Source organism: Mycetohabitans rhizoxinica HKI 454 (genome assembly GCF_000198775.1).
Classification (GTDB): domain Bacteria; phylum Pseudomonadota; class Gammaproteobacteria; order Burkholderiales; family Burkholderiaceae; genus Mycetohabitans; species Mycetohabitans rhizoxinica.
On record NC_014722.1, the window covers coordinates 1,311,400 to 1,324,945 of the forward strand.

General features: G+C 64.0%; 13 protein-coding genes and 1 pseudogene. 8 read left to right on the forward strand and 6 right to left on the reverse strand.

The window, feature by feature from the left end:
* Window positions 1–53: 53 nt before the first annotated feature.
* From RBRH_RS06145 to RBRH_RS06155, 3 genes are all read right to left on the reverse strand, one after another.
* The gene (locus RBRH_RS06145; protein WP_041754240.1) at window positions 54–314 is read right to left on the reverse strand and encodes a hypothetical protein; all 261 of its coding nucleotides are present in this window, start codon (window positions 312–314) and stop codon (window positions 54–56) included.
* Window positions 315–459: 145 nt separating this feature from the next.
* Entirely contained in the window at window positions 460–738 is a 279-nt protein-coding gene (locus RBRH_RS06150; protein ID WP_013435177.1) for a hypothetical protein, read from the reverse strand.
* Between the two features lie 214 nt (window positions 739–952).
* Complete coding sequence (locus RBRH_RS06155) at window positions 953–1,672, reverse strand: YdcF family protein (RefSeq protein WP_013435178.1); 720 nt, start codon at window positions 1,670–1,672, stop codon at window positions 953–955.
* A 200-nt stretch (window positions 1,673–1,872) separates the two neighbouring features.
* Between RBRH_RS06155 and RBRH_RS06160 the strand changes: the two genes are divergently transcribed.
* Window positions 1,873–2,187 (forward strand): hypothetical protein, encoded by a 315-nt coding sequence (locus tag RBRH_RS06160; protein WP_041754242.1) that lies wholly within the window; start codon window positions 1,873–1,875, stop codon window positions 2,185–2,187.
* A gap of 205 nt (window positions 2,188–2,392) precedes the next feature.
* On the opposite strand, the gene RBRH_RS06165 is transcribed toward RBRH_RS06160, so the two are convergent.
* The 3 genes from RBRH_RS06165 to RBRH_RS20900 all read right to left on the reverse strand — a co-directional run bounded on the left by RBRH_RS06165 (window position 2,393) and on the right by RBRH_RS20900 (window position 3,802).
* Complete coding sequence (locus RBRH_RS06165) at window positions 2,393–2,671, reverse strand: hypothetical protein (RefSeq protein WP_041753449.1); 279 nt, start codon at window positions 2,669–2,671, stop codon at window positions 2,393–2,395.
* A 314-nt stretch (window positions 2,672–2,985) separates the two neighbouring features.
* Entirely contained in the window at window positions 2,986–3,387 is a 402-nt protein-coding gene (locus tag RBRH_RS06170) for a transposase (protein WP_013435183.1), read from the reverse strand.
* A 286-nt stretch (window positions 3,388–3,673) separates the two neighbouring features.
* Entirely contained in the window at window positions 3,674–3,802 is a 129-nt protein-coding gene (locus RBRH_RS20900; RefSeq protein WP_269764291.1) for a hypothetical protein, read from the reverse strand.
* Window positions 3,803–3,849: 47 nt separating this feature from the next.
* Here RBRH_RS20900 and RBRH_RS06175 point away from each other — a divergent pair, with 47 nt between their 5' ends.
* From RBRH_RS06175 to rbfA, 7 genes and pseudogenes are all read left to right on the forward strand, one after another.
* Window positions 3,850–4,752, forward strand: a complete 903-nt coding sequence (locus RBRH_RS06175; protein ID WP_013435187.1) for a LysR family transcriptional regulator — start codon at window positions 3,850–3,852, stop codon at window positions 4,750–4,752.
* A gap of 306 nt (window positions 4,753–5,058) precedes the next feature.
* Window positions 5,059–5,989, forward strand: a pseudogene (scpB, locus tag RBRH_RS20155) (SMC-Scp complex subunit ScpB).
* Window positions 5,990–6,058: 69 nt separating this feature from the next.
* A complete protein-coding gene (gene rluB, locus RBRH_RS06185; RefSeq protein ID WP_013435191.1) occupies window positions 6,059–7,750 on the forward strand; it encodes a 23S rRNA pseudouridine(2605) synthase RluB in 1,692 nt (563 codons plus the stop codon).
* A gap of 394 nt (window positions 7,751–8,144) precedes the next feature.
* Complete coding sequence (gene rimP / locus RBRH_RS06195) at window positions 8,145–8,603, forward strand: ribosome maturation factor RimP (RefSeq protein WP_041754243.1); 459 nt, start codon at window positions 8,145–8,147, stop codon at window positions 8,601–8,603.
* Entirely contained in the window at window positions 8,600–10,075 is a 1,476-nt protein-coding gene (gene nusA / locus RBRH_RS06200) for a transcription termination factor NusA (protein WP_013435193.1), read from the forward strand. Before rimP ends, nusA begins: the two co-directional genes overlap by 4 nt.
* A 105-nt stretch (window positions 10,076–10,180) precedes the next feature.
* Complete coding sequence (infB, locus tag RBRH_RS06205; RefSeq protein WP_013435194.1) at window positions 10,181–13,111, forward strand: translation initiation factor IF-2; 2,931 nt, start codon at window positions 10,181–10,183, stop codon at window positions 13,109–13,111.
* 65 nt (window positions 13,112–13,176) lie between these two features.
* Window positions 13,177–13,545, forward strand: a complete 369-nt coding sequence (gene rbfA / locus RBRH_RS06210; RefSeq protein WP_013435195.1) for a 30S ribosome-binding factor RbfA — start codon at window positions 13,177–13,179, stop codon at window positions 13,543–13,545.
* Window position 13,546 lies beyond the last annotated feature (1 nt).

The following is a 13,546-nucleotide window of genomic DNA, read 5'->3' on the forward strand; positions in this document are numbered from 1 at the left end:
CCTCGTGCTGCAAGAGGGGCTTTTCCGCGTTGACCGGGGCGGCGGCACACGCGTCAGTGCGCTTCGACGACGTCCAGAATCAAAATGATCGTCCAGTCCGCTTCGCCCTCGTGGTGATACTGCCGCTCCGCGACGATGAACGGCTGCTGTTTGCCCGGCGGGCCCAGAAACAACACGTCACCCTCAACGGGCAGGCATTCGATCGGTGGCAGCGCGATGTACGGCTCATCGCCGCGCGTGGTGCGCGGCATCAGCTTGTCGATCTTTTTCGAGGCTGCCTCGGTCCATTCGATTTCGAGTTCGATATTACTCACACCATCCTCTATGTCGTTGCGCTCGTGCATCGGGCGCGGGACTGTAACACGAAACCGACGCCCATAAAAAAGCCGAAGCCTGCGAGACTTCGGCCCGATGGCACCTCAGCGTATGGTATGTCGTGCCGCACGCCGGTCGCAGCCGTTACTGGCTTGCTGCCGACGGTGCGGCAGGGCCAGCCTCAAAGGCCTGCTGCGCGTGCCCGGCCTTATGATGCTTGGCAGCCTTGCGATGCTTGGCCGGCGCGTGCGCGGGCGTTGGCGCTACTGGGGCTTCCGATTGAGCAGCTTCCAGCGCCTGGGCGCGCTGTTCGACGTCGGCCGCTTTGGCCGGGTCGGTGCTCATCGTCACGCCGCGATCGGTCTGCGCATATGCCGTTGCGGCAAATAAAGAAACGAGCAATGCCAGGGACACTTTCTTCATCTTTATCTCCGTAGAGTGACAGCGTTCTCGGGCCCATGACCGGAAGTGCCATACTATCCGGCAGAGCGCGCATTTTAGCCAGCAAATAGGCTATCCGCAGCGACATTGTAACGACCTTGCCGTGACGTGGCATCTTGTTGCATATCGCGGACACAACAAATTCCATTCGGCGGTCATTTTTCCGCGCATACTATCGGGATTGGTCTGGGGGCTATCAGAACCACCCGATCCGCCGGTAGACGTAAAACTGTGCAAGGCCGATCCATTCGTGCCACGCGATGCTGGTGTTAATGACATGGGCGGGGTGCGGTCGCCAGCTTGGGCGTCGCCATCTGTAGTTGGATGCGAGCGGCACGACATCGATGCCGAAGTGGTGAAAGTCGAGCAGTGCGCGTGGCAGGTGGTACGCTGACGTGATCAGCACGATCTGGTCATAGTGGTGCCGGCGCAGGATCGCGCCGGTGTTGCGGGCGTTTTCATAGGTGTTCAAGCTGTCGGGCTCGAGCACGATGTTGGCCGCCGGCACCCCGTGCGATACCAGATGCGGTTGATAGTTGGCCGCTTCGCTGTGCTCGTGTTTTTGGGGATTGCCGCCGCTTACCACCAGCGTGCACTGCGCGCGCTGCGCACGGCATAGTATGAATTGCGCGGCTGCCGCGTCGATGCGTCGCCACGCGTCGAACTTCGGCACCAGCCGATGCGCATCGTCGTATTCAGTGCCGCTGCCGAGCAGCACGATCGCGACGTTGCCACCGTAGCGCGGGGGGCTTGCGGCTGGCACACAGGTTTCCAGCGCGTGCAGCGCCGGTTCGCCGAGCCATCCGGCGCACAACAGGTAGGCGAAAAACGCCGCCGCGACGCAGGTCATACGGCGGTGGCGGCGCGATACGGCGATGGCGACGAGCCAGAGGAGTGCAACGAATGCAACGAGCATGGAAGTATCGTTTCAGGCATCGTCCCGGCCGGCTGCGTGCCGGTTGAGGCGATCGAGTTTAGGCGGTGAGTGTCAAGGGGCCGCCGTGCGCCAGGTCGAGCCGCGCCGGTGACGGTGCCCAGCTGGTCGCGGCGCGACGATTATAAGCGGACATGTCGAATGCGCCGGCCACCCTGGCCGGTGCCAATGTGGAGGGCGGAATGGATTATACGAACGAGGCCGTGCTGGAGGGCCTGCGGCGCGCGCAATACCGGCAGGTGCCTTGGCCGCGTCGACCGCGAGTGTTCGAGTTCCTGCGCGAGCAGGGGCTGATCGGTACCGCACGGCAACCTTCACCGCTCGTGCCAGGTTACCACGCGCCCGTGGATATTGCGGTGCTCAGCGCCCGGGGCAAGACGGAGTTGGGGCGACTGGAGCGCCGTGCGTGCCTACCTGCATGGCCTGTCGAGCGCGAGCTGCGCTATGCCTGTGACGCGGCCGCGTCGCTGCTTGCGCACGCCGACCCTCAGCCGTGAGGGTGGGGAGCATCGCGCAGCGCGGCTTGCCGGCGGGCAGGGCGATGGAAAAAGCCCGTATCCGCGCGGATACGGGAACATACCGGATGTGACTCATTGCCACGCTGTGCTCATGGCATAGTGTCGGACAGGGTGGGCGCGCGCAGGTTCCCGCGCGTGCGCAATGCACAAATGGGGGGGCGCCGTCACGCGTTGCCTCCGGGCTTCAGTGGGGAAGTAGTCCCCGCCCGGGCGGTGGACTGCGCCAGTCCCGCACATTGCGCTGGGCCCGCGCGTTGCTTTCGATATCGCTGCGCAGATCGCCTCGCGGTACCGGCAGAGTCAACGCCTCGGGCATGTACGCGCTGCGCTCGACGTGCTCGGGACGGCTGGCGTGCGCGACTGCACCGGCGCTGTGGTAGCCGCTGTCCAACCATCCTGCGGCAGCGGCCGCGCCGATTGACCATAGCGCTATGCCGCAGACGATCCGGACCTTCACGCTCATTGTTGTTCCCCAGGGCCGATCGAGGTGGCGTCTGTTGCTTCGATTCCACGATAAGCGCGGGGGAGAAGGGCCGCTGTAAATAAAAGTAAATGAATGTTTCCCGGGCCAGCCGGGCGATGGAGCGCGCTGTCGGGTCAGCGTACCGATAGCACCGTCTCAGGCCGCCCAGTGACGGGGGACGACCGCGCGAGTAACAGCCAGTGGCGCGAAACGCACTGAAACAAGCTGCCGTTTCGTGGCCCGAGCAGGCGCGCGTCGTGTCCGTAAAAGCGATCCGCCCGGCAACGCGGGCGGATCTGAGCGTGTCCGTCAAGTCAGGCCATTTTCACTGGCGCGCGCCACGACTCCGGATTGGTCCAGAACGCGCCACGCAGCCGATCGCGGCTCGGTGGCGCGGGGGGCTTGACGGCCGTCGCGCCGATGCGGCCGCGCAACGTGATTTGGCGCCCAGCGCCGGCAAGGCGGCGCACGATCTCGACCAGCGTGCCGTCAGCCTGCCACTCATCGAAGCGCCGGCGACAGGTCGGCGGTGACGGATAACGACCGGGCAGCTTGGACCATCCTTCCCCGGTCGCTAAGACCCAGAGCACGGCATTGACCACGGCGCGCGGCTCGACGCGCGGCCGGCCGCGACGTTCGACGCGCGCTGGCTCCTCGCAGAACAGCGCCTCGACCAGCGCCCACTCGTGATCTTTTAAATCGTCGAACAGCATCATCGTTTCACCTCAACGAAGCAAACCCCGGTGTACCGCCCCGCACCGCGCACCTTGATCGCAACCCTGGCAGCGGGGCGCTGGTCCCCTTAAAAGCGGGCGTCGCTTGGTTCGCCGCCTTGGCTAGGCTGGTGCGCATGGCAAATGCAGAAACCGTGCCATTGGACCGGCATGCAGACGCTGCAGCGCCAGCCACGGTGGCCGGCCGCGACGGCAGCTGGAATGCATGTCCGGCTAGTTGTGTATCTCAATACGGAATGGCCTGATAAGGAATCGGGACAATCACCAATCACAGGCACGCGGCGCCACGTCGGTGCGCATCGACGTCCGATAGTGCACCGATGTACAGCGCGTGGCACAGCAGATTCGCTGCGCCGCCGTCATGGCGGCACAACTCGCGCAGCGCAGCGGCACGCAAGTTCGGCGTATGATTTGCATCATTGCGCGCATTTATGAATTCAATAAATGAATGTAACGCTCAGGCAACTCCGGGTCTTCATCGAAGTCGCGCGTCTGCAAAGTTTCAGCCGGGCAGGTGATGAAATCGGTTTGACGCAATCGGCCGTCAGCCGCTGCGTGCGCGAGTTGGAGATTGAACTGGGATTGAAGCTGGTCGATCGCACGACGCGCGAGGTACGCCCGACGGACGCGGGCGCGAATCTGCTGGGCGGCGTGTCGCGGCTGCTGTCCGACCTAGACCAAGTGCTGCAGGAGATACGGGAGATCAGCGAGCAGCGGCGCGGCCGGGTGATCGTGGCCGCAAGTCCGACCATTGCGTGCCGGCTGATGCCTCGCGTCGTTGCTCGCTGCCAACAACAATTCCCGTATATCCAGCTTGGCCTGCGTGACGATGTGCAAAGCGACGTGGTGCGCAAAGTGAAATCCGGCGAAGTGGACTTTGGGGTGATCGTCGGCGGTCTGGCGGCCGACGAACTGGTTGGCGAGCCGTTGATGACCGACTCGTTTTGCGTCGTCTGCCCAGCCAATCACCGGCTGGCCGCCGGCACGCAGGTGCAATGGGGCGCTTTGGCCGGCGAGTCGCTGGTGCTGCTCGGCCCAGAGTCGGGCAGCCGGCCGATCATCGACCGGGTGCTGCGCGAGCATGGCGTCGTCTCGCCGGTCGTGCAGGAGTTGGGACACTCGGCGACGGTGTTCGGATTGGTTAAGGCTGGCGTGGGCATCAGTGTGCTGCCGTGGCTGTCGCTGCCGTTGCCGGCCAATTCCGGGCTTGTCGCGCGTGCGTTGGTGCCGCGCGCGCAGCGCACGGTGGAACTCGTGCGCCGTCGCGATCGCTCACTATCGCCGGCCGCTCAGGCGGTATGGGAACTGGTGCGCACGCTGCCCGCCCGGGCCGAGGATCTGACATGAGTGTCCTCGCGATGCGCTGGGCGGGATGCACGACACCGGCACACGACGCATGGCACATGGCACATAGCGCGCGCCCTGATCTTTACGCTTTGTGTTTTTTTGCGTACTATAACGTTCAGTCACGCGGTTCCTTACGGAATTCCTCTGGCTTCCCGGCTCGGTATGGCCCGTGGTCATTCTGCCAACCTCCGGGCGTGCTCCCATCAATATGATCGACCAGAAGCGGGCGAGCGCGGTCTTTCATCATGCGCGTTGTTCAGGCGCTTTTGATCCGGTTCATTGACCAAACAGGTCTGGTCCAGCTGAATGAATACCCAAGAGGCGAAAATCGTCCTCGAGACTGCTTTGATTTGCGCGCAGGAGCCGCTCAGGGTCAGCGACATGCGCCGGCTGTTTGCCGACGCGATCTCGGCTGATACGATCCGGGCGCTGCTCGAAGAGCTGCGCACGGACTGGCGCGATCGGGGTGTCGAGTTGGTATCGGTGGCAACGGGAATGGCGATTCCAGAGCCGTCCGGCAATGCGCGCATTTCTGGATCGGCTCAATCCGGAGAAGCCGCCAAAGTATTCGCGTGCAGTGCTCGAGACGCTCGCGATCATTGCGTATCGTCAGCCGGTCACGCGTGGCGATATTGAGGAGATTCGCGGTGTCACGGTCAATACGCAGGTCATCAAGCAACTGGAGGACCGAGGATGGGTCGAGGTGATCGGGCATCGTGATGTGCCCGGGCGGCCGGCGCTGTACGCGACGACTAAGCAGTTCCTGGACGATCTCGGTATGGCCACGCTGGACGAGTTGCCGCCGCTGTCCGACCCGAGACCGCAGGGGCAGGCCGATCTGCTGGCGCAGCGCGCCATCGAGTTTGCCGAGGGCGACGCGGAACCGCGTCGCGCTGCGGTGATCGGTGAGGCAGCCGGGTTAGCGCGCGACGCCGCAGGCGATGATTCGGCGGCGTCGCCCCAGCCAGAGCCTGTGACGGGCGAGAGCGCCGAAGCGGCGCCCACCGTCGCGGAGCTCGCGACCCCGGTCCCGGCCGTGGGTGGCCACCGTGATGCTGCCCAGAGGTGCGCGGTTCCGCCCGTGCACGATCTGGTAGTTGACCCAGCAGCGCACAGCCATACCGACGGGGGTGACGAGCATGCCAGACACGCGCATCCAGTAGCGGCGACCGCACCTGGCAACGTCGAGAAGATTAACGAGCAGGCGCCGAGCGACCCGATATCGCGCGACGTTTGACGTGACATGTACACCGACCCCGGCGCAGCCAAATGGCGCATGCCGGCATTCTGACACTCAGAGGTTGTTTTGAACGAGAACCACGATCCCGATTCTCCCGAGTCCGGTCCTGCCCGCGTGGCGGCCGTGGACGATCGCGATGCGGGCCAGCGCGCCTTGCCGGTGCTGCCGGCCGCGGAAGGCGGCGAAGGCGAAGAGCGGCCACGGCGCGGTTTGCGCCGCGGACCGCGCAGCCTGATCGCTCGCCGTCGTGCGGTGGCCAAGTCGAAGGCGACCGATGCCATCGGTGCTGCGCCGGCCACAGTGACTGAGGCGCCGCCCGACGGCGAGGTGGTCGCGCATGTACGCATGCCCCGTAAGGACCCCGCCAACAAGCGTCAGGGCAAGGGCGCCAAGCGTGACCCTGAGGCGCGCCGCGATGCCGACGCGCCCCGTCGCGAGCCGCGCGCGAGGCGTGACGCCAGCGCGGCGCCGGCCGGCGGTTCCCCGAAAGCCGGAGGGCGTGACGACGACGTATTTGCCTACGTCACGTCGCCGGCGTTCGATGCCGACAACACCGGTGCGGGTAGTGTGCGCGCGCCAATGCTGCGGCGCGGCCGCAAGGGTGGCGTGCCCGCTGGCAAGCGCGCGTTGTCGGCCGACGACGATGCGCCGAAGCTGCACAAGGTGCTTGCCGAGGCCGGCATGGGCTCGCGTCGTGAAATGGAAGAATTGATTATTGCTGGGCGCGTGTCGGTCAATGGCGAGCCGGCGCACATCGGCCAGCGGATCATGCCAACCGACCAGGTGCGCATCAATGGCAAGCCGGTCAAGCGCAAGCTGCCGAACAAGCCGCCGCGCGTGCTGATCTATCACAAGCCGGCAGGCGAGATCGTCAGCCACGCGGATCCGGAAGGTCGCCCGTCGGTGTTCGACAAGCTGCCGCCGATGAAGACGGCGAAATGGCTGGCCGTCGGTCGGCTGGATTTCAATACCGAAGGCTTGTTGTTGCTGACCACGTCTGGTGACCTCGCAAACCGCTTCATGCATCCGCGCTACCAGGTTGAGCGCGAATATGCGGTGCGGGTCATCGGCGAATTGGCCGAGAGCGCGCGGCAAAAGCTGCTCAACGGCGTCGAGCTCGATGACGGTCCGGCGAGCTTCCTGCGCATTCAGGATGGGGGTGGCGAAGGCACCAATCGCTGGTACCACGTGGCGCTTGCAGAAGGGCGCAACCGCGAGGTGCGTCGCATGTTCGAAGCCGTGGGCCTGACCGTCAGCCGATTGATCCGCACGCGCCATGGCCCGATCGTGCTGCCGCGTGGCCTCAAGCGTGGCCGCTGGGAAGAACTCGAGGACAACCAGGTGCGCGCGTTGATGTCAGCCGTCGGGCTGAAAGGGCCGGGCGAGGACAAGGCGGAGCGCAGTAAGGCGACGCCGCGTCGCCAACCCGATCCGATGCAAACGGCGCTCGGCTATATTAGCTACGATGCGCCAGGTCCGCAGCGACGATTTGGCCGCGGTGCGCGCGGCGGCGCGAACTGGACTTCGTCCACGCCGCCGGTGCCTGGGTATACCGGCTTTGCCGCTGCGCACGGGCACGGCAATATGACGGGTGGCAAACACGATAACCGTGACGTCAACGGCAACCAGGCATCCGGCAAGGGCGGCAACCGTGCGCAAAAGGGCAAGCCGCGTGGCGGTCGCGGTGCGCAGACGGCGCTGCGGCAAGATGGCGTGCGTCAGGGCGGTGCACCGCGGGGGCGCCCGCGCGGTCGTTAAGCGTGCGCTTGCCGAAGGCGTCCCTCGTGCGCGGCATGGCGTGCCGACGCGCCGCGCGCGTGTCGTCGCGTGGCCACGTTTCGGTTTCGATATGCGGCGTAGATTGCGGGTCGCGGCGAAAAACGCTATAATTTCGCAGTCGCTGGGCACACGTCTTATTAGTTAAGGTGCGGCTCGAGGCGCGACCACCGGTAAAAAGAAGATGGGCGTGTTGGCGCCCATTTTTTTTTGCCGTTGCCGCAGTGCGTCGTTATCGTGGCGGGGATGGCCCGATGACGCTGCTTCGCAGTACTGCCGCTTGCGTGCGCCGCGTTGCACGAGCGTGCCCGGTACCGCGAAACAGGAAACCGGTACGCGCGTTGCGCGCGGTCCGTGCTGCATGAGGTCAAACAACGTGCAATTGTCGGAACTGATTGAAAATACCGTTACCGGGCTCGGATACGAGCTTGTCGATTTGGAGCGCTCCGGCCGCGGCATGCTGCGCGTGTTTATCGACCAGCCGGCGGGCATCGCGATAGACGATTGTGAGAAGGTGACGCGCCAGCTTCAGCACGTGCTGACCGTCGAGAATATCGACTATGAACGTCTCGAGGTTTCGTCGCCGGGGCTAGACCGGCCGCTGAAGAAACGGGCAGATTTCGAACGTTTCGCTGGCAGCGAAGTGATGGTGACGCTGAAGCAGCCGCTGGGCGGCCGAAAATCGTTCCGCGGCATCCTGCACGCGCCCAATGGCGACACGATAGGTTTGGAATTTGAAGGAAAAGACGGCCCGGCGAGGCTCGATTTTACGCTCGCCGACATGGACCGTGCTCGTCTTGTTCCGCAAGTCGATTTTAGGAGCCGCAAACAATGAGTCGCGAAGTGTTGATGCTGGTGGATGCGCTGGCGCGCGAGAAAAACGTCAACAAGGATGTGGTATTCGCCGCGCTCGAGGCCGCGCTCGCTTCCGCCACGAAGAAGCTTTTCGACGAGGATGTCGACATACGCGTGTCGATCGACCGCGAGTCTGGCGAGCATGAGACTTTTCGCCGCTGGCGCATCGTGCCGGACGAGGCGGGCTTGCAACAGCCGGACCAGGAAATTTTGCTGTTTGAGGCGCGCGAGCAGGATCCGGATGCGCAATTGGACGGTTATATCGAAGAGCCGATTCCGTCGATCGAATTCGGTCGCATTGGGGCGCAAGCGGCCAAGCAAGTGATTCTGCAGAAGGTGCGCGATGCGGAGCGGGAACAGATTCTGAATGATTTCCTCGAGCGCGGCGAGAAGATCATGACCGGCTCGGTAAAGCGGCTCGACAAGGGCAACCTAGTCGTCGAATCGGGGCGGGTTGAGGCGTTGCTGCGCCGCGACCAACTAATCCCGAAAGAGAATCTGCGCATCGGCGATCGCGTGCGTGCATATATCGCCAAGGTCGATCGCACGGCGCGGGGGCCGCAGATCGAGCTATCGCGCACCGCGCCCGAATTTCTGATGAAGCTGTTCGAATTCGAGGTACCGGAGATCGAGCAGGGCTTGCTCGAAATCAAGTCGGCAGCGCGTGACCCCGGCGTGCGGGCGAAGATCGCGGTGGTCGCCTATGACAAGCGCATCGACCCGATCGGCACGTGCGTCGGCATTCGCGGTTCGCGCGTGCAGGCAGTGCGCAACGAGTTGGGTGGCGAGAACGTCGATATCGTGCTATGGTCAGAAGATCCTGCCCAGTTCGTGATCGGCGCCCTTGCGCCGGCTGCCGTGCAATCAATCGTCGTTGACGAGGAAAAGCACGCGATGGATGTTGTCGTTGACGAGAACGAGCTGGCTGTCGCGATTGGCCGAAGTGGCCAGAACGTGCGGCTCGCCAGCGAGCTGACCGGCTGGCAGATCAATATCATGACGCCGGACGAGTCCGCCGAGAAACAGTCGCAAGAGCGCAAGGTGCTGCGCGACCTGTTCATGGAGCGGCTGGACGTCGATGAGGAGGTCGCTGACATCTTGATCGACGAAGGCTTCACGAGCCTCGAGGAGATCGCGTACGTGCCGCTCAACGAGATGCTCGAGATCGAGGCGTTCGACGAAGACACGGTGCACGAGTTGCGCAATCGCGCGCGCGATGCGCTGCTGACGATGGCGATTGCGAATGAGGAAAAGGTCGAAAACGCGTCGCTCGAGCTGAAGAGCCTCGAGGGGATGGATCGGGAGTTGCTTGCTAAGCTCGCCGAGCACGAGATACACACGCGTGATGATCTGGCCGAGTTGGCCGTCGACGAGTTGGTCGAGATGACCGGCATCGACGAGGAGGCCGCGAAGGCGCTGATCATGAAGGCGCGCGAGCACTGGTTCCAGTGACGGGCGCGAAGCGAGATTATGATGGCGCATTGAAATGACGCGGCCCGATAGGCCGCACCGGGATGTCAACTGCAAGGACCGCTGTCCTTGCCTCAAGAGGGATGAATGGCGAGCAACAACGTAGCCCAATTTGCCGCGGAACTGAAAATGCCTGCAGGCCTTCTGCTCGAACAGCTTCAAGCTGCGGGTGTGCAGAAAGCTAGCGCTGACGACGTGCTGTCCGAAGCGGACAAAGCGCGTTTGCTGGATCACTTGCGCAAGTCGCACGGCAGCGCTGACGGCGACAAGCGCAAGATCACGCTGACGCGCCGGCAGACGTCAGAAATTAAGCAGGCCGACGCAACCGGCAAGGCTCGCACGATCCAGGTCGAAGTCCGCAAGAAGCGGGTGTTCGTCAAGCGCGACGAGCCAGGTACCGAAGTGCCGAACGGCGAGGACCAGGACAGTGCAACTGCCGAGCTTGCGCGTCGCGAGGAGCAGGCGCGTCTCGAAGCCGAGGCACTGGCCCAGCAAGCGCGCGAATTGCGGGAGCGGCAGGAGCGCCTTGAGCGCGAGGAAGCGCAGCGGCGTGCCCGCGAAGAGGCGGCCCAGGCGGAACGGCGTCGCGCCGAGGAGGAAGCGGCGCGACGCGCGGCGCAGGCGGCCCAGGAGCAGGCCCAGGCGCAGGCGCAAGCGCAAGCGCGTGCGGCTGCCCAGCAAGTGGCCGAGCAACAGCGCAATCACGATGTGCCGCAACCGGCCGGCCAACAAGCTGCCGCTGACGACGCTCGTGCGGCGGCCGAGCGCGCCGCCGAGCGGGAGGCAGCGAAGAAGGCCGCCGACGATGCCCGCGCCGCCGCCGACAAGGCACGCCTGGAGCAGGAAGCCATCCGCAAGCGACGGGAAGCGGCGGAAGCCGAGGCGCGGGCGATCCGCGAAATGATGGCGACGCCGCGCAAGGCAATGGTCAAGGTGCCTGAACCGCCAAAGCCGGTTGAACCGGCCAAGACCGCTGAGGCAAAGGGCACGCTGCACAAGCCGGCCAGGCCGGCGGGCGCGGCAGCGCCGGCCCGACCGGCCGCCGGTGCGAAGAAACCGGTGTCGGCGCCGACGGCTGCGCCGTCCGGCGACAAGAAGAAAGTTCCGGGCAAGAGTGGTTGGCAAGACGATGCGGCGAAGCGGCGCGGCATCAAGACGCGCGGTGATTCAAGCGGTGGTGTGGACCGTGGCTGGCGGGGTGGTCCGCGCGGCCGTGGCAAGCATCAAGATGCGCAGACGAATTTCCAGGTGCCGACTGAGCCGATCGTGCGTGAAGTACACGTGCCGGAGACGATCACCGTGGCCGACCTCGCGCATAAGATGGCCGTCAAGGCCTCCGAGGTCATCAAGGTGATGATGAAACTCGGCCAGATGGTGACGATTAACCAGGTGCTGGACCAGGAAACCGCGATGATCGTCGTCGAGGAACTGGGTCATCATGCGCTCGCCGCGAAGCTTGACGACCCGGAAGCGTTGCTGATCGAAGGCGAGGTGGCCGATGCCGAGGCGCTACCGCGCCCGCCGGTCGTCACGGTGATGGGCCACGTCGACCATGGCAAGACGTCGCTGCTCGACTATATCCGTACCGCGAAGGTTGCTGCGGGCGAGGCGGGGGGCATCACGCAGCATATCGGCGCATACCACGTCGAGACGCCGCGTGGTGTGATTACGTTCCTCGATACACCGGGCCACGAGGCATTTACCGCGATGCGGGCGCGGGGCGCGAAATCGACCGACATCGTGATCCTGGTGGTTGCGGCCGATGATGGCGTGATGCCACAGACGAAGGAGGCGATTTCGCATGCAAAGGCAGGCGGTGTGCCGATCGTCGTGGCGATCAACAAGATCGACAAGCCCGACGCGAATCCGGATCGGGTGAAGCAGGAATTGGTCGCGGAAGGCGTGGTGCCGGAAGAGTACGGTGGTGACGCGCCGTTCATTGAGGTATCCGCAAAGACCGGACAAGGCATTGACGACCTGCTCGAGAACGTGTTGTTGCAGGCCGAGGTGCTCGAATTGAAGGCGCCCATTGAGGCGCCTGCCAAGGGTATCGTGATCGAGGCGAAGCTGGACAAGGGCAAGGGCCCGGTCGCAACGATCCTGGTGCAGTCCGGCACGCTGTCGCGTGGCGACGTCGTACTGGCGGGCTCCGCCTATGGCCGCGTGCGGGCGATGACCGATGAGTTCGGCAAGGCGGCGAAGTCGGCGGGGCCATCGATTCCGGTCGAGATCCAAGGGCTGTCCGAGGTGCCGAACGCCGGCGAGGAAGTCATCGTGCTGCCGGACGAGCGCAAGGCGCGTGAAATCGCGCTGTTCCGGCAAGGCAAGTTCCGCGACGTGAAGCTGGCGAAGCAGCAGGCCGCGAAGCTCGAAAGCATGCTGGAGCAGATGGGTGCTGGCGAAGTGCAGAACCTGCCGCTGATCGTGAAGGCCGATGTGCAAGGCTCGCAGGAAGCGTTGGTGCATGCGTTGCAGAAGCTGTCGACTGACGAGGTGCGCGTGCAAATCGTGCACAGCGCAGTGGGCGGCATCAGCGAAACGGACGTCAACCTGGCGACCGCGTCCAAGGCCGTTATCATTGGCTTCAACACGCGTGCCGACGCCCAGACGCGCAGGCTGGCCGAGTCGAACGGTGTCGACCTCCGATACTACAACATCATCTATGATGCGGTAGACGAAGTGAAGGCTGCGATGTCCGGCATGCTGGCGCCGGAAAAACGCGAGGCGGTGATCGGCACGGTTGAAGTACGACAGGTGTTCAAGGTGCCGAAGGTCGGTGCGGTCGCCGGCTGTATGGTGACCGACGGCGTTGTCAAGCGCAACGCATCAGTACGGGTGCTGCGCGACAACGTGGTGATCCATACCGGCGAGCTTGATTCGCTCAAGCGCTTCAAGGACGACGTGAAGGAAGTGAAGCAGGGCTTCGAGTGCGGCCTGTCGCTGAAGAACTTCAACGACATCCAGGAAGGTGATCAATTCGAGGTGTTCGAAGTCACCGAGGTGGCGCGCACGCTGTAATTCGATGCACCAGTGCTAGGGGCGGGGCCGTCGGGCTCCGCCTTTTTTGTTGGCAGGAATGGACTATGCGGAAAAAACGCAGCAGTGGCGATCGCAATGTGCGGATCGCTGACCAAATCCAGCGGGATTTGTCGGAGTTGATCGCGCGTGAAGTCAAGGATCCGCGGATTGGACTGGTGACGATTCAGGCGGTCGAGTTGACTCCGGATTACGCGCACGCGAAGGTTTTTTTCACGACGCTGACTGCAGACCCTCGGCAGACGCAAGAAGCACTGAATCACGCGGCTGGCCACTTGCACAACTTGTTATTCAAGCGCTTGCACATTCATACGGTGCCAACGTTGCACTTTATGTTCGATGAGTCGATCGAGAAGGCCGTACAGATGTCGCGACTGATCGACGAGGCGAACGCGACGCGTGCCAAGGACGACTGAG

Bases quoted from the DNA above. Each gene is read 5' to 3' on its own strand.
- RBRH_RS06160 (WP_041754242.1), top strand. From the start codon at position 1,873: ATGGATTATACGAACGAGGCCGTGCTGGAGGGCCTGCGGCGCGCGCAA.
- RBRH_RS06175 (WP_013435187.1), top strand. From the start codon at position 3,850: ATGAATGTAACGCTCAGGCAACTCCGGGTCTTCATCGAAGTCGCGCGT.
- RBRH_RS06155 (WP_013435178.1), bottom strand. From the start codon at position 1,672: ATGCTCGTTGCATTCGTTGCACTCCTCTGGCTCGTCGCCATCGCCGTA.
- infB (WP_013435194.1), top strand. From the start codon at position 10,181: ATGGCGAGCAACAACGTAGCCCAATTTGCCGCGGAACTGAAAATGCCT.
- RBRH_RS06150 (WP_013435177.1), bottom strand. From the start codon at position 738: ATGAAGAAAGTGTCCCTGGCATTGCTCGTTTCTTTATTTGCCGCAACG.
- rbfA (WP_013435195.1), top strand. From the start codon at position 13,177: ATGCGGAAAAAACGCAGCAGTGGCGATCGCAATGTGCGGATCGCTGAC.
- RBRH_RS06165 (WP_041753449.1), bottom strand. From the start codon at position 2,671: ATGAGCGTGAAGGTCCGGATCGTCTGCGGCATAGCGCTATGGTCAATC.
- RBRH_RS06170 (WP_013435183.1), bottom strand. From the start codon at position 3,387: ATGATGCTGTTCGACGATTTAAAAGATCACGAGTGGGCGCTGGTCGAG.
- nusA (WP_013435193.1), top strand. From the start codon at position 8,600: ATGAGTCGCGAAGTGTTGATGCTGGTGGATGCGCTGGCGCGCGAGAAA.